The 16,325-nt window shown below is 66.7% G+C and carries 12 protein-coding genes; 11 read left to right on the top strand and 1 reads right to left on the bottom strand.

Going from position 1 to position 16,325, the window contains the following annotated elements; genetic code table 11:
* Positions 1-3 precede the first annotated feature (3 nt).
* The 10 genes from C8D78_RS16635 (at position 4) to C8D78_RS16590 (ending at position 11,578) form a co-directional block, all read left to right on the top strand.
* The gene (locus C8D78_RS16635) at positions 4-1,194 is read left to right on the top strand and encodes a 4-hydroxybenzoate 3-monooxygenase (RefSeq protein ID WP_120954977.1); all 1,191 of its coding nucleotides are present in this window, start codon (positions 4-6) and stop codon (positions 1,192-1,194) included.
* 165 nt (positions 1,195-1,359) lie between these two features.
* Positions 1,360-2,154 (top strand): IclR family transcriptional regulator, encoded by a 795-nt coding sequence (locus tag C8D78_RS16630; protein WP_120954976.1) that lies wholly within the window; start codon positions 1,360-1,362, stop codon positions 2,152-2,154.
* A gap of 153 nt (positions 2,155-2,307) precedes the next feature.
* Positions 2,308-3,585, top strand: a complete 1,278-nt coding sequence (locus C8D78_RS16625) for a cytochrome P450 (protein WP_120954975.1) — start codon at positions 2,308-2,310, stop codon at positions 3,583-3,585.
* Positions 3,586-3,590: 5 nt separating this feature from the next.
* Positions 3,591-4,784 (top strand): PEP/pyruvate-binding domain-containing protein, encoded by a 1,194-nt coding sequence (locus C8D78_RS16620; RefSeq protein ID WP_120954974.1) that lies wholly within the window; start codon positions 3,591-3,593, stop codon positions 4,782-4,784.
* A gap of 68 nt (positions 4,785-4,852) precedes the next feature.
* Positions 4,853-6,739: a PEP-utilizing enzyme gene (locus C8D78_RS16615; protein WP_116765385.1), complete on the top strand. Its 1,887-nt coding sequence runs from the start codon at positions 4,853-4,855 to the stop codon at positions 6,737-6,739.
* Positions 6,740-6,761: 22 nt separating this feature from the next.
* On the top strand, positions 6,762-7,535 hold the full coding sequence (locus tag C8D78_RS16610) for an SDR family NAD(P)-dependent oxidoreductase (protein WP_091255243.1): 774 nt from the start codon (positions 6,762-6,764) through the stop codon (positions 7,533-7,535).
* Positions 7,536-7,594: 59 nt separating this feature from the next.
* Positions 7,595-7,915: a 2Fe-2S iron-sulfur cluster-binding protein gene (locus C8D78_RS16605; protein WP_120954973.1), complete on the top strand. Its 321-nt coding sequence runs from the start codon at positions 7,595-7,597 to the stop codon at positions 7,913-7,915.
* Between the two features lie 2 nt (positions 7,916-7,917).
* Complete coding sequence (locus C8D78_RS16600; RefSeq protein ID WP_120954972.1) at positions 7,918-9,255, top strand: NAD(P)/FAD-dependent oxidoreductase; 1,338 nt, start codon at positions 7,918-7,920, stop codon at positions 9,253-9,255.
* A gap of 32 nt (positions 9,256-9,287) precedes the next feature.
* Entirely contained in the window at positions 9,288-10,064 is a 777-nt protein-coding gene (locus C8D78_RS16595) for an HD domain-containing protein (RefSeq protein ID WP_120954971.1), read from the top strand.
* Positions 10,061-11,578, top strand: a complete 1,518-nt coding sequence (locus C8D78_RS16590) for an aldehyde dehydrogenase family protein (protein ID WP_120954970.1) — start codon at positions 10,061-10,063, stop codon at positions 11,576-11,578. Before C8D78_RS16595 ends, C8D78_RS16590 begins: the two co-directional genes overlap by 4 nt.
* A gap of 31 nt (positions 11,579-11,609) precedes the next feature.
* Here C8D78_RS16590 and C8D78_RS16585 read toward each other — a convergent pair whose 3' ends face one another.
* Positions 11,610-13,058 carry a DUF2252 domain-containing protein gene (locus C8D78_RS16585; protein WP_244208449.1) on the bottom strand — a complete coding sequence of 483 codons (1,449 nt, stop codon included), beginning with the start codon at positions 13,056-13,058 and terminating at the stop codon, positions 11,610-11,612.
* Between the two features lie 917 nt (positions 13,059-13,975).
* Between C8D78_RS16585 and C8D78_RS16580 the strand changes: the two genes are divergently transcribed.
* The coding region (locus C8D78_RS16580) for a beta strand repeat-containing protein (RefSeq protein ID WP_208641991.1) at positions 13,976-16,325 on the top strand (2,350 nt) is incomplete at its 3' end.

Genomic DNA, 16,325 nt, shown 5'->3' with positions numbered 1-16,325 from the left:
GTCATGGCAGCACGCAAGACCATCACGACCCAGGTAGCCATTATGGGCGCAGGCCCCGCCGGACTGATGCTCTCCCACCTGTTGACCAAGGCCGGCATCGAATCCACGGTTATAGAAGTCCGAAGCCATCAGGAAATCTCCGAGACCGTCCGGGCCGGCATCCTCGAGCACGGCACGGTGAACATGCTGGTGGACAGCGGAGTATCCGACCGGGTGCTGCGCGATGGCGACCGGCACGACGGCATCGAGCTGCGCTTCAACGGCGAAAGCCACCGCATCGACTTCAAGGAACTGGTAGGGGAATCGGTGTGGCTGTACCCGCAGACGGACGTCTTCCTGGACCTCGCCGCGCGCAGGAGGGCCGAGGGCGGCGACGTCCGATACAGCGTCACGGACACTTCCGTCCACGACCTTGAGGGCAAACCCAAGGTCTGGTTCACCGACGACGACGGTGTGGACTACGAAATCAGGGCAGACTTCCTGGTGGGCGCGGACGGCTCCCGCAGCCACTGCCGTGCTCAGATTCCCGAGGCACGCCGCAAAAGGTACTTCCACGAGTACCCCTTCGCCTGGTTCGGCATCCTGGCGGAGGCGCCGCGCAGTTCCGATGAGCTGATTTACGCCAACTCGTCCAATGGGTTCGCCCTGATCAGCCAGCGCACCGAGACGGTCCAGCGGATGTACTTCCAGTGCGATCCCAAGGAAAACGTCGCGGAGTGGGACGACGACCGGATCTGGGCCGAGTTCCGCAGCCGGGTCAACGGCAACGGCTTCGACCTCAAGGAGGGGCCGGTCCTCGAGAAGATGGTGCTGCCGTTCCGCAGTTTCGTTCAGGCACCAATGAGGCACGGCAACGTCTTCCTGGCGGGCGATGCCGCGCACACCGTGCCGCCCACCGGCGCCAAGGGCCTGAATCTGGCCATCCACGACGTGAGAATTCTCTTCGAAGGACTCGACAGCCACTACAATTCAGGGTCCGACCGGCTGCTGGAGACCTACAGCGACCGCGCTTTGGAGCGGGTGTGGAAGGCGCAGCAGTTCTCCTACTGGATGACCACCATGCTGCACACTCCAGTCGACGCCGATGATTTTTCCCGAGCACGGCAGCTGGGCGAGCTGAACTCCGTTGTATCCTCACGTCACGGCATGGCCTATTTGGCAGAGGCCTACACGGGCTGGCCCGGAGGCCGATAGCCCGGGCCGCATTCACGGCACCCGGCAATATTTCCTGCCTGTGCCGCGCTGGAATCAGCCCTTTTTTGGCAGCGGCGCCTCCCGACGAGGGATGCGCAAATGAAATGGGCCACGTCTAAACTCAATTCGGACGCACTAAGGAGCGCCACCACTGAGGAGGTCACGATGGCCGGCGGCAGCCGCGAACCCGGACGCACCGTGACGTCCAAGGTGCTGGCCATCCTGGAAGCCTTCGAGAAATCCCGCGGCGCCCTGAGCCTGACGGACATCGCCGAGAAGTCCGGGCTGCCGCTAAGCACCACGCACCGGCTGGTCAATGAGCTGACTGTCTGGGGCTTCCTCTCCCGGGAGCCCAACGGCCGGTACCAGCTGGGCATCCGACTGTGGGAGCTCGCCCAAAACACCGGGCGGCAACTGCGCGATGCTGCCCGTCCGTACGTTCAGGACCTCTTTTCCTTGACCGGCGAGACCGCGCACCTTGCGGTGCGGGCAGGCCACGAGGTTCTCTACATCGACAGGGTCTACGGCTCCAAGCGGGTGCCGCGGGCGTCCCGGGTGGGCGGCCGGCTGCCCATGCACGCGACCGCCGTTGGGAAGGTCATCCTCGCCTTTGAGGAGGACTGGGTCCGCGACGCTTACCTGAACCGGCAGCTCGAACGGCACACTGCCCACACCCACGTTGACCCGCAGAAGCTGGCTGCCGAACTTGCGCAGATCCGGGAGCAGGGGTACGCCACCACTCTGGAAGAGGTCCGGCTGGGATCCTGCTCGATCGCCGTCCCAGTCTTCCATACCGGCAGGATCGGCGCCGCGATCGGGTTGGTGCTCCCCACCAACCAGGCCGCCACGATGACCCGCCACCTGCCGGTCCTGAGAGGCATCGCGGCGCAGATCGAGCGCGCCACGGCCCGGATCCCGCTGGAAACGCTGCTGGGCAGCCATGTCACGGGAACGCACTGAACCGGCCTCTGCAGCAGCCGGCCTTCCACGAACTAGTTTCCGCTCAGTGGAAGCCAACCCTGTCGGTCGTCAGTGATGCGGGCCACACTGGTGAGTAAGAACCCGCGGCAAGCAGTGGCGCTGCCGGCGGGACCGGAAAACCAAGGAGCCCAGATGTCATCGTCGACTGAAACGGCCGGCCGCTGTCCCTTCGGGCACGGCGCCGAAGCCCCCGCCGGGCACCACGGCTACGAGCCGTTCCAGATGAAGGATCCCTTCCCGGCCTACGCCGAACTCCGGGCCGAGCAGCCCGTCATGTTCGACGAGCGGATCGGCCTCTACGTCGTCTCCCGCTATGACGACATCAAGGCCGTCTTCGAGGACTGGGAGACGTTCTCCAGCGAAAACGCCCAGGCGCCCGTCCGTGAACGCGGCGCCGCGGCCAAGAAGATCATGGACGATGGCGGCTTCACCGCCTACTCGGGCCTCTCCGCCCGCCGCCCGCCGGAGCACACCCGCATCCGCGCTGTGGTCCAGAAGGCCTTTACGCCTCGCCGCTACAAGGCCCTGGAGCCCTTCATCCGGCAGAACGTCGTCGAGCTGCTCGAGAAGATGCTCGCGCGGCCGGAACACCGCGGCGACATGGTCAAGGACCTCGCCTATGACGTCCCCACCATCACCATCCTGACCCTGATCGGCGCCGACGTCTCCCAGGTGGACACCTTCAAGCGCTGGAGCGATTCCCGTGCCGCCATGACGTGGGGCGACCTTAGCGACGAGGAACAGATCCCGCACGCCCACAACCTCGTGGAGTACTGGCAGGAGTGCCTGCGCCTGGTCAGGGTCGCCCACGAGGAAGGCGGCGATAACCTCACCGCTGACCTGGTCAAGGCGCAGCAGGACGGCGCCGAAATCTCCGACCACGAGATCGCTTCCGTCCTTTACAGCCTGCTCTTCGCCGGCCACGAGACCACCACCACCCTGATCTCCAACGCCCTCCGCGAACTGCTGGCCCGACCCGAGCAGTGGCAGCAGCTTGTGGAGGATTCCAAGAAGATCCCCGCCGCCATCGACGAGGTGCTGCGCTACGCCGGCTCGATCGTCGGTTGGCGCCGCAAGGCCCTCAAGGACACCGAAGTCGGCGGGGTCGCGATCAAGGAAGGCGCCCAGCTGCTGCTCCTGATGGGCTCGGCCAACCGGGACGACACGAAGTTTGACGCCGGCGAGGACTTTGACATCACCCGGCCCAACGCCCGCGAGCATCTCTCCTTCGGGTTCGGCATCCACTACTGCCTGGGCAACATGCTCGCCAAGCTCCAGGCCAAAATCGCCCTCGAAGAAGTGGCCCGGCTCGCCCCGGAGCTGCAGCTGGAGAACCCGGAAGCCATCGCCTTCCGCGAAAACCTCTCCTTCCGCGTCCCCGAGACCGTCCCCGTCAGCTGGAAGGCCTGAGAAATATGCACAGCAACGAATACATCCAGTTCTTCGACGGCGGCATCGACCCGAAGCTCGAAAACCTCGGCGGCAAAGGCGCCTCGCTGGTCACCATGACCTCCGCCGGCATGCCCGTCCCGCCCGGCTTCGTGGTCACCACCGCCCAGTTCGACGCCTTCATGGAGGAAGCCGGCATCACCCGGGATATCCATGAACTCCTCGCCGGCCTGGACCCTGAGGATATGGCCCAGGTGGACAAGGTCGCCGCCGCCATCCGCGAGGACATCCTCTCCCGCCCGGTGCCGCAGGCCCTGCGCGAACTCACCGTCACCGCGTACGAGTCCCTGATGTCCCGCTTCGAGGCGCCGGTCCCGGTGGCCGTCCGCTCCAGCGCCACCGCGGAGGATCTCCCGGACGCCTCTTTCGCCGGCCAGCAGGACACCTACCTCTGGCTCGACGGCGTCAAGGCGGTCACCGAGCACATCCGCCAGTGCTGGGCCTCCCTCTTCACCTCCCGCGCCATCATTTACCGGCTCAAGAACAACATTCCCAACGAGGGCCTCTCAATGGCCGTGGTGGTGCAGAAGATGGTCAACGCGCGCGTCTCCGGCGTCGCGATCACCATGGACCCCACCAACGGCGACCGCTCCAAGATCACCATCGACTCCTCCTACGGCGTCGGGGAGATGGTGGTTTCGGGCCAAGTCACGCCGGATAACATCATGCTGGACAAGGTCACCCTGGCCGTCGTCTCCGAACACCTCGGCGACAAGCACGCCGAACTCGTCCCGGATGCCGCGGCCGGCCGTCTGGTGGAGCGTGAGGTCGACGCCGAACGCCGCGGCCGCCGCAGCCTCACCGATGCCGAGCTCACCGCCGTCGCGCAGATGGCCAAGCGTGCGGAGAAACACTACAAGTGCCCGCAGGACATCGAATGGGCCCTCGACGCGGACCTGCCGGACGGCGAAAACCTGCTCCTGCTGCAGTCCCGCCCGGAAACCGTGCACTCTTCCAAGCCGATTGCGGTCAGCCAAAGTGTCCCGTCCTCGGCCGTTGCCGGCGGCTACTTCAGCGGACTCAGCCCCGCGCCCTCCGCCGCCGCACCCGCTGCCACGACGCCGCCGGCCGGCAACGCGCCGTCGTCCGCCACGCCGTCGTCCGGTTCAGGATTCAACCTCGGCAGCATCACGGCCTCGCTGCTGAAGCCCTCTTTTTAGACGTTTTGACCCCTATAGTCCGCTCCGTCACCCAGGCTCAACGCCGAGCCCGTATTGAAAGGACCGCCATGTCCCTGAAGTCCTTCCCCAAGCCCTCCGAGCTTCCGGTTCCCGCCGGCGCCGAGGGCTGGGAAAAGATCTACCCGTACTATCTGGTCTTCCAGGACAAGCTCAAGGAACAGGAGGACGCCAAGTTCTGGTTCTGCGACAGCCAGCACTGGCCTACCGTGTTCAAGCCCTTCGAGACAATCGGCGGCGAGTTCGCGGTCAAATGCCTGGGCCAGTACAACGCCCGGCACCTGATGATTCCCAACGCGAACGGCATCGAGTTCCGCATCCACCTTGGCTACCTCTACATGTCGCCCATCCCGGTCCCGGCAGACCAGATCGCCGCCCGCGTGCCCCTGTTCGAACAGCGCGTGGGCCACTACTTCCAGAACTGGGAACAGCTCCTCAAGCAGTGGCACGTCAAGGTCAAGGGAACCATCGACGAAATGGAAACCATCTCCTTCCCCAGGCTCCCGGACATGGTCCCCATGGAGGACATCCTCTCCGGCAAGGGCAAAGACGGCTCCGAGAAGCTGCTGGAAAGCTACGACCGGCTGATCCAGCTGGCCTACCAGAACTGGCAGTACCACTTCGAGTTCCTCAACCTCGGCTACATCGCATACCTGGACTTCTTCAACTTCTGCAAGCAGGTGTTCCCCAACATCCCGGACCAGTCCATCGCCACCATGGTGCAGGGCGTGGACATGGAGCTCTTCCGCCCGGATGACGAGCTCAAGCAGCTCGCCAAGCTCGCCGTCGAACTCGGGCTGCAGTCCCACTTTGGTAACACCGACGACGTCGACGCCACCCTAGGAGCCGTCGCCGCCGCCCCCGGCGGGGACCGCTGGATGGCCCAGTACGAGGGCGCGAAGGACCCGTGGTTCAACTTCACCGTAGGCAACGGCTTCTACGGCCACGACAAGTACTGGAACGAACACCAGGAAATCCCGCTCGGCTACATCGCGGACTACATCCGCCGGGTGGACGACGGCCAGGAAATCATGCGCCCGGTCGAGGCGCTGATCACCGAACGCGACCGCATCATCGAGGAATACCGGGACCTCCTGGAAGGCGAAAACCAGGCCCTCTTCGACGCCAAGCGCGGGCTCGCCGCCACCGCCTACCCGTACGTGGAGAACCACAACTTCTACATCGAGCACTGGACCATGGGCGTCTTCTGGCGCAAGATCCGTGAACTCAGCCGCATGATGCAGGCCGAGGGCTTCTGGACCGAACCGGACGACCTCCTCTATCTGGGCCGCAACGAGGTCCGTGACGCCCTGTTCGACCTCGTTACCGGCTGGGGCGTCGGCGCCAAGCCGATCGGCCCCGACTACTGGCCGGAGGAGATCGAGCGACGCCGCGGAATCGTGGACGCGCTCAAGACCGCCCGGCCGGCCCCGGCGCTGAACACCCCGCCGGAATCCATCACCGAACCCTTCACCCGGATGCTCTGGGGCATCACCACCGAGCAGGTCCAGCAGTGGCTGGGCGCCGGAGAAGCGGTCGAAGGCGGCGGCCTGCGCGGCATGGCGGCCTCGCCCGGCGTCGTGGAAGGCCTGGCCCGCGTTGTCACCGACGCGGACCAGCTCTCCGAGGTGCAGCAGGGAGAAATCCTCGTCGCCACCGTCACGGCGCCGTCCTGGGGCCCGATCTTCGGCAAGATCAAGGCCACCGTCACGGACATCGGCGGCATGATGAGCCACGCGGCCATCGTCTGCCGCGAATACGGTCTCCCGGCCGTGACCGGGACCGGATCGGCGTCCACCACCATCAAGACCGGCCAGCGGCTGCGGGTGGACGGGACCAAGGGCACCGTCCAGATCCTCGACGCGCTGATTCCCGATACCGGGGAACCAGAGCTCCAGGTCGCCGGGCCCGGGGCCCACAGCCATAGCCATGTCTGACCAGCGGATGAATGACTCGAACATGCCTGCTGCGGAATATGACGGTGCGGGCCGGCCTGCCCGCACCGTCCTGATCACCGGCGCCGCCGGCGGCTTGGGCCGGGCGTTCGCGCTCGGCTTCGGCCGCCGCGGCTACCGCGTGGCCGTGGCGGACGTGAACCTGGATGGCGCGGAGGAAACGGCCAAGCTGGTACTGGACACCGGGGCTGAGGCGGCCGCCTTCCACGCCGACGTCACCAGCCTCGACTCCACGGAGGCCCTCGCGAAAAGCTGCGCGGACTTCGGCAACGGGAGCATCGACGTCGTACTTAACAACGCCGCCGTGTATGCGGGGGTGACCCGCAGCCCGTTCGAGGACATCGATCCGGCCGAGTGGGACCTCGTAATGAACGTGAACCTCAAGGGGCCCTGGCTCGTGACCCGGGCGGCCAGCCCGTACCTGCCCGAGGGCGGCCGCGTCATCAACCTCTCCAGCGCCACGATCTTCAGCGGTTCGGAACAGTGGCTGCACTACGTCGCCTCCAAGGGCGGCGTGGTGGCCCTGACCCGGGTGATGGCCAAGGAACTGGGCCGGCGGGGGATCACGGTCAACGCGATCGCTCCCGGCTTCACCCTCACCGAGGCCAGCTACGGGCTGATGGAGAACGCGGAGAACTACGGGGTGGACCGCGGCGCTATCAAGCGGGCCAGCCAGCCGGAGGACATCGTGGGCGCGGCGCTCTTCCTGGCCGGGCCGGACAGCTCCTACTACACGGGCCAGACCATGGTGGTCGACGGCGGCCGCCAGTTCATCTGACTCTGCCCTTTTTGCCAACTTCCCGACTTCAACCCCAAGTTCATCCCCAAGGAGGACCAATGCCAACGGTTCATTTCACTGACGCCGAGGGCGCCGTCCGCGACGTCCAGGGCAACGCCGGCGACTCCGTCATGGAGACCGCGGTGCGCAACGGCGTCCCCGGCATCGTCGCCGAATGCGGCGGCTCGCTGTCCTGCGCCACCTGCCACGTCTTCGTCCGCGAGGACTGCCTCTCACAGCTCCCGCCGATGGAGGACATGGAGGATGAGATGCTCTACGGCACCGCCGTGGACCGCGAGGACAACTCACGGCTGTCCTGCCAGCTCCGCCTCACCGACGAGCTCGAACTCTTCGTCACCACCCCGGAAGCACAGGTATAGCCATGAGCACCAACGCGGTTGAGCAGGCCGCCCCGGCGGCGGCAGCCGAGGACGCGGCGACGTCGGGCACCCCGGCCCGCACGGGGCTGCTGATCATCGGGGCGAGCCAGTCCGGCGTCCAGCTCGCGGTATCCCTGCGCGCCCTCGGCTTCGACGAGCACATCACGTTGCTCGGCGATGAGGACCACCGCCCGTACCAGCGCCCGGCCCTGTCCAAGGAGTTCCTGCAGGGCACTGTGGAGAGCGAATCGTTGATCTTCCGGTCCAATGAGTACTGGGCCGAACACAACGTGGACCTGGTCAAGGGCGAATATATCGTCAAGATCGACAAGGAAGCGGACGGCTCCGGCGTCGCGCATTCCTCCTCCGGCAGGCAGTTCCCGTTCAAGCGGCTGGCCCTCACCGTGGGCGCCCGGGCCCGGAAGCTGGAAATTGAGGGCGGGGACCTTGAGGGCGTGTTGTACCTGCGCAACGCCGACGACGCCCTGGCCCTGAAGGCCCGGGTAGGGGACGCCACGGATGTGGTGGTGATCGGTGGCGGTTTCATCGGCCTTGAAGCCGCGTCCAGCCTCCAGAAGATGGGCAAGAACGTCACCGTGCTCGAATTCGGCCCGCGCCTGGTGGGCCGTGCCGTCGGCGAGGAGACCGCCGGGTACTTCCTGCAGGCACACCGCGCCCGCGGCCTGGACATCCGGCTCGCCACGAGCGCCAAACGCTTCACCGCGAACGACGCCCCGGGAGGCGGTGGCCGGGCGGTGGCCGGCGTCGAACTCCAGGACGGTACCGTGCTGCCCGCGCAGATCGTGCTGATCGGGATCGGCGTCATTCCCAACACCCAGCTGGCCGAACAGCTCGGCCTGGCCGTGGACAACGGGATCGTCGTGGACCGCTTCGCGCTGGCCTCGGACGGCACCACGGTAGCGATCGGCGACTGCGCCAACATGCCCAATCCGGTGCCCGGCTCGGCGCCGGGGGAGCGGATCCGGCTGGAAAGTGTCAACAACGCGATCGAACACGCCAAGGTGGCGGCCTACTCGCTCACCGGCCGGCGCGAGGAATACGCCGGCATCCCGTGGTTCTGGTCCAATCAGGCCGACCTCAAACTCCAGATCGCCGGCCTCTGCAACGGCTACGACCAGACCGTGCTGCGGCGGGACGAGGAACGCGGAAAGTTTAGCGTCCTCTACTACCGCCAGGGCCGGATCATCGCCGCGGATTGCGTCAATGCGCCGCTGGACTTCATGGCCGTGAAGAACGCCCTGGCCAAGGGCCAGAACATCCCCGCCGGGGCTGCCGCCGATCCGGCGACACCCCTCAAGACGATCACGACGGACAGCTAGCCCTGCGGCTGGCCGCCCCCCGAAGGAGCATTATGACCACCCCCAAGACTCCGGTTGACGACGCCGGCGGCGCAGCCGGGACTGCTGCCGCCCATCGGGCCGACGTCAATCCCGCGGCTGTTGATTCCGCGACTGCGGATTTTGCCGCCGCGTACCCGGTCCGGCCCGTTCCGGCGGCGGGACCGGTGGACACCGCCCCGATCGCCACGACGCCGGCTGCGCTGGAGGAACTCGACCCACTGTGGCGTGCCGTGGTGCACGAGACCCGTACCCGCGGCAACGACATCCACCTGCCGATCTCCCTCGCCTTCGCCGAGCGGCTCTGCCGGGCGTACCCCGATGCCGATGCCGAACTTGTCCGCGTGGCCACACTGCTGCACGACACCGGCTGGGCCCACGTGGACGAATCGCGGATCATCTCCGAGGGCTTCGCCGGCGACTGGCGCAAGGCCGCGATCCGCTACGAACACGAAAAACAGGGCTGCGATGTCGCCCGCCGCGTGCTCCCGGGCCTGGGCTACTCTCCTGAGTTCGTTAAGCGGGTCTGTGACATCATCGACGGCCACGACACCCGCCCCGCGGCCCACTCGCTGGAGGATGCGTTGATGCGCGACGCGGACCGGCTGTGGCGCTTCGACCACGCCGGGATCGCCCTGGCCTCGTCCTGGTTCGGGATGGACCCGGCCACCTACACGGACAGGCTGACCGCGGAAATCGTGCCCGAACTCATTACCCAGGCGGCGTATGACATGGCCGTCGCGGACCTGGCCCGCTCCACCGCCCTGCTCAAGACCGCGGTGATCCGATGACTGCGGCTACCCACGACGCTCCCGCACTGGCCGCACGCGCTGCACTGACCCTGCCGCACACCCACGTGGACAGCATCTTCATCGACGGGGCTTGGACGCCGGCCCGGGGCACCGGCCGCAACGCGGTCACCGACCCGGCCACCGGCGAAGTCTGGGGCTCCGTCCCGGACGGCACACCGGGGGACGTGGACGCCGCCGTCGGCTCCGCCCAACGCGCCTTCCAGGGCGAGTGGCCGCGGCTCGCGCCCTCCGAGCGGGCCGCCTATCTGGTGCGCATCGCCGAGGAAGTGGAGAAACGCGCCGACGAGCTTTCGCTCACCAACACCCGGGAGAACGGCTCGCCAGTCTCCGAATCCTCCGGCGCGGCAGCGAACGCCGCGGGCATCTTCCGGTACTTCGCGACCCTCGCTAGCTATCTCGAGCGTGATGACGTGCGCCCCTTCCCGCGCGGCGGTGGCGAATCCGTAGTCCGACGCGATCCCATCGGCGTGTGCGCGCTGATCGCGCCCTGGAACTTCCCCATCAACCTCGTGGTCATCAAACTGGCCCCCGCGCTGCTGGCCGGCTGCACCGTGGTGATCAAACCGGCGTCGCCCACCCCGTTGTCCCTCCGGGTGATCATCGACGCCGTGACCGCCGCCGGAGTTCCGGCCGGCGTGGTCAACCTCGTCACCGGCTCCGGCCGGCTGGGCGACGCGCTGGTCAAGCACCCTGGCGTGGACAAGGTGGCCTTCACGGGCTCCACGCCGGTGGGCCGGAAGATCGCCGCCGCCTGCGGGGAACTGCTGCGTCCCGTCACCCTGGAACTCGGGGGGAAATCGAGCGCGGTTGTGATGCCGGACGCGGATCTGGACGCCATGTCCAAGGTCCTGATCCGCTCCTCCATGCGCAACACCGGGCAGACCTGCTACATCTCCACCCGCATCCTTGCCCCGGCCAGCCGGTACGAGGAAGTAGTGGACATGGTCACCAACACCATCGCGGCCGGCAAACAGGGAGACCCGCTGAACCCGGACACGGTCTTCGGACCCTGCGCCACCGCGTCGCAGTATCGGACCGTGCTGGAGTATGTGGAATCGGGGCTGGCCGAAGGCGCCCGCGCCACCACGGGCGGACGCGCGGCGTCACTGGGAGGCGGGCTGGAAGGCGGGTACTTTGTGGAACCCACCGTGTTCGCGGACGTCACCCCGGACATGCGCATCTCCCGCGAGGAGATTTTCGGCCCGGTCATCTGCATCCTGAAGTACAACGACGCCGGCGGCAGTGTCGATGAGGCGGTTGCGCTGGCGAACAACACGGAGTTCGGCCTGGGCGGGCTGGTGTTCGGACGGGACCCGGAAGCCGCGCTGGCCGTGGCGGACCGGATGGACACCGGTTCCGTGGGCATCAACTTCTTCGCCTCCAACCATGCAGCCCCCTTTGGCGGCAGGCACGATTCCGGCCTCGGCACCGAGTATGGCATCGAGGGCCTGAATGCCTACCTGAGCTACAAGTCCATTCACCGCCGCGTGTAGGGCGCCGAGCCGACGACGGATCACGATGCGGTCAGTGCGCGGCCCGAAGGGCCTCATAGTCGAGCAGCGATTGCCGGGCGTAGCTGAACGACCAGTCGACAACAGCTTCGGTGGCGGCCTCGGATTTGCCCAGGTAACCGAGGATCTGGCCTGCCGCGGGGCTTTGCGCGTGGGCGCGTGCGAGCAGGAGTGCGCACGTGCGGACGTAGTCGAAGAACGGGACAAAGTCGAGTCCCGCCAGGTCGATCGATCCTTTCATGTCATGGAACTGGCGCACGTAGTAGTCGCGTCCGTCGTTCTGCAGATGCCCTAGGAAAGGATCCGACACTGCCTGCAGCACCCGTTGGAGCTGGACCACGCGGGTACCCTGACCATGCGCTGCCACATCCTGCGCGCTGCTGCTCGGCTGTGGGATGCCACCGTAACGTTGCAGCACTGACTGCCCGGCCTCCTTCACCTGGAGCAGCAGCGCATCCCCATCGGGGGACTGCAGCAACTGGAGGAAGCAACGGGTCCCGACGCTCCCGACGCCGACCACCCGGCGGGCCAGATCGGTGGGGGTGTACTGGGCCAAAACGGTGCCGACGTCGAGACTGACCGTGCGGCGGTATTCGGCGAACAGGCGCGGCACCACGTCGGTGTTCCGCACGGGCGCAGTCGTCATTGCCGGAGGCCGTTCAACGAAACGCAGGCGACCGTCGTGGTCCATCTGCGTGGTACGACGCACGGCCCGCTGGTTGGTGCGCTTCCTGGCCGTCCTGATCGCGTGGTGCAGCACCTTCTGGGCGTCCGAGCTCAGGAGGCTGCGGGCGAATTTGATGTTGCTGTGCATGTAGTAGCGCTCGTACGGGTTTCGTTCCAGCATCGTCGTCAGTGCGCTGCGGTACGCCCCTACGGTCCCTTGTGCTGCCTTGCGCACCTCGCGTTCCGTGTACTCGGCGTGCATTCCACCGACCACCACGCTCGTGACGAGCCGTTTGAGGTCCCAGTCCCATGGGGCTGCGCCGGCCTCGTCGAAGTCGTTGAGGTCGAAGACGAGTTTGCGTTCCGGGGAGGCATAAAAGCCGAAGTTGCTGATGTGCGCGTCACCGCATGCCGCGACCACGATCCCCGAGTGCGAGTCGCGGGCGAGGTCCATGGCCATCAGCCCGGCCGTCCCTCGGTAGAACGCGAAGGGGTTCTCGAGCATGCGCTCCATACGCAGGGGCACCAGTTCCTGGTTGCGGTCTTCGTTCTGTTCGCGGATATGAGCGACGGGGTCACGATGTGCCGTGCTCCGCTCGGCCAGTGCACTACGCGGCGTGGTCCGGCGCAGTTGGCGGCCGCGGGCATACGCATCGGCACGGCTCAACTGCAGCTCTTCGCGAGCCGGTGCGGAGTAGGACTCGGCAGGCATGAGGTCATTGTGGACGCCCGCACCCGCTTCCGCAACTACCCAGAGCGAGGTGGCGATCAGCCAACCCTTGTTGAACGCGTACAACGGTGGAACGGCCCCAGAAGCTCTCCGGGACCCCGGGGGAAGCGAGTAGTCCTGCCGGAAATACACGTACCGCCCAGTGTTGTCCCCGCTGCGGCCGGCACTTAGGCTCCTCACGAGGCCGCAATCCCGGCCAATTTATATGAGGCGGGCATCAGCCGGCCCCAGAATTTCGGCGCGGCACCGCGGCGATTTCCTTCGACAGTTCCACCAGCCCACCTTCGGCCATGCCGTAGACAAGATGCTATCCATGAACGGCTTCAATCCTCCCCAGTAGGTATGTCGTCCCTCCGGGGCCACGTGGAGAAGTACGGGCCGCACCGTTCGCAGGTACAGCACCTGCACCCACAGCACCGCATAAAGGGATCCCCATGAAAAGCCAGGGCCGCAAAGGAAAGTCTGCACGAAGAGTGCGGCGGCCGGCTTTGGCCGGTGCGCTTGCCACGGCGGCCCTCATGGTTTGTATGAGCCTCAGTTCGCCAGCCGGCGCCCAGGCCGCTGCGTCGCCCTGCAACCCCGCCGCCCCCGCTCCCACAAATACTGACCCCGGCTCAGTCGTTCTGGCCGACAATTTTGAAACCAACGACTTCAGTAAATGGACGACCGTCACCCAGTTAGGTGGCGCCACCGCCACCGTGCAATCGGCAATTTCCAACTCCCCCGCCTGTGCTGCTCGGATCAGTGTTACCGGAAATAGCGGCTCCGAGGCCAACGTGGTGAAGAATCTGCCGGCGCCGGCAAGTGAGGTTTGGGCCAGCGGCTGGTTTGACATCACCCGCGAAGGGAGCGCCTCGAATAACAACGTTCCCACCTTGCGCTTCTTCAACGGCAGTCAACGCATGCTTGATGTGTCGCGTCAGAACGGAACCGGCGACCTGTTTGTACGATGGCCTACCGGCTCCGGCTTCACCATCATTGGCGTGGGTCACATTACCGTCGGCCAAAAGTTTGCCCTGAAAATTCACCTCGTAATCAAAGGTGCGCAGAGCCAGGCCCAGGTATGGCAGGACGGCACAAAGCTCTTTGACCGCTCGAACAGCACGACCGGCTTCATCGATCTCGGTTCAAATACTTCGATGAATGTCCTCCAGCTGGGAGCAGAGCACGTGATGCAGGACGGCGACATGATCGCCGATGACATCATCCTGAAAACTGTGGTTCCCGGCCAGGCGGCGCCGGTGTTCACCGCCGCGTCGCCGCCGTCTACCGCCGCAGCCGGGACCCCCTACTCCTATACCTTTACTGCGTCCGGCACCCCGGCGCCGACGTTCCGGGTCTCCTCCGGGACCCTGCCGGCAGGGTTGTCCCTGAACGCCACGACCGGGGTCCTTTCCGGCACCCCGACCACGGCGGGGACCTCAACGTTCACGGTCACCGCGGCCAACGGGGTCAGCCCCGACGCCGTCACCGGGTCCCTCACGATCACCGTCAACCCCGGCCAGGCGGCGCCGGTGTTCACCGCCGCGTCGCCGCCGTCCACCGCCACGACCGGGACCCCCTACTCCTATACCTTTACTGCGTCCGGCACCCCGGCGCCGACGTTCCGGGTCTCCTCCGGGACCCTGCCGGCAGGGTTGTCCCTGAACGCCACGACCGGGGTCCTTTCCGGCACCCCGACCACGGCGGGGACCTCAACGTTCGCGGTCACCGCGGCCAACGGGGTCAGCCCCGACGCCGTCACCGGGTCCCTCACGATCACCGTCACCGCCGGCCAGGCCGCGCCGGCGGCCCCGAGCGGGGTCACCGCTACGGCCGGGGACGCCTCCGCAGCCGTGGCCTGGACCGCGCCGGCTAACGGGGGTTCGGCGATCACCTCCTACACGGTCACCCCGCACACCGGGACCACTACTTTGGCGCCGGTCACCATCGCCGGGACACCCCCGGCAACCGGCGCCACCATCACCGGGCTGACCAACGGCACCACCTACACCTTCACCGTCACGGCCACGAACGCGGTCGGCACGTCCCCGGCCTCGGCCGCCTCCAACTCCGTCACCCCCGCCGGGACCACCGGCGGGACAACAATCACGAACGGCGGATTCGAATCAGGCCTCACTGCCTGGAGCACCGGCGGCGTCAGAGCCCCCGTCGCATCGACCACCGCCCACACCGGAACCCGCTCCGCCCTCCTCGGACTGGCCTCGGGCACCGAACCCCTTGGAGACAGCAGCCTGTCCCAGACCATCACCGTCCCTGCCACGGGGACCTCGACTCTGTCCTTCTGGTACCAGCCCCACACCACCGACGACACCTGCACCGGCACCGCCTGCCGGTACGACTGGATGGAAGCACAAATCCGCTCCACCACCGGCGCCGTCCTGGGCAGCATCTTCAAACTCTGCAACAACAACGGCACGTGGACCCACGTCACCGCAGACCTCACCGCCTACAAAGGCCAGACCATCACCCTCTGGTTCAACACCCACCTCGACGGAGCCTCACCGGCAGATGACACCTGGATGTACCTCGACGACGCCACCGTCACCAACACCCAAACAACCGCGACGGCGCCGGCGGCCCCGAGCGGGGTCACCGCTACGGCCGGGGACGCCTCCGCAGCCGTGGCCTGGACCGCGCCGGCTAACGGGGGTTCGGCGATCACCTCCTACACGGTCACCCCGCACACCGGGACCACTACTTTGGCGCCGGTCACCATCGCCGGGACACCCCCGGCAACCGGCGCCACCATCACCGGGCTGACCAACGGCACCACCTACACCTTCACCGTCACGGCCACGAACGCGGTCGGCACGTCCCCGGCCTCGGCCGCCTCCAACTCCGTCACCCCCGCCGGGACCACCGGCGGGACAACAATCACGAACGGCGGATTCGAATCAGGCCTCACTGCCTGGAGCACCGGCGGCGTCAGAGCCCCCGTCGCATCGACCACCGCCCACACCGGAACCCGCTCCGCCCTCCTCGGACTGGCCTCGGGCACCGAACCCCTTGGAGACAGCAGCCTGTCCCAGACCATCACCGTCCCTGCCACGGGGACCTCGACTCTGTCCTTCTGGTACCAGCCCCACACCACCGACGACACCTGCACCGGCACCGCCTGCCGGTACGACTGGATGGAAGCACAAATCCGCTCCACCACCGGCGCCGTCCTGGGCAGCATCTTCAAACTCTGCAACAACAACGGCACGTGGACCCACGTCACCGCAGACCTCACCGCCTACAAAGGCCAGACCATCACCCTCTGGTTCAACACCCACCTCGACGGAGCCTCACCGGCAGATGACACCTGGATGTACCTCGACGACGCCACCC

Source organism: Arthrobacter oryzae, assembly GCF_003634095.1.
In the GTDB taxonomy this organism is placed as follows: Bacteria; Actinomycetota; Actinomycetes; order Actinomycetales; family Micrococcaceae; genus Arthrobacter; species Arthrobacter oryzae.
Note: the sequence above shows the minus strand (reverse complement) of the source record. Positions and strands in the feature narration are given on the sequence as shown.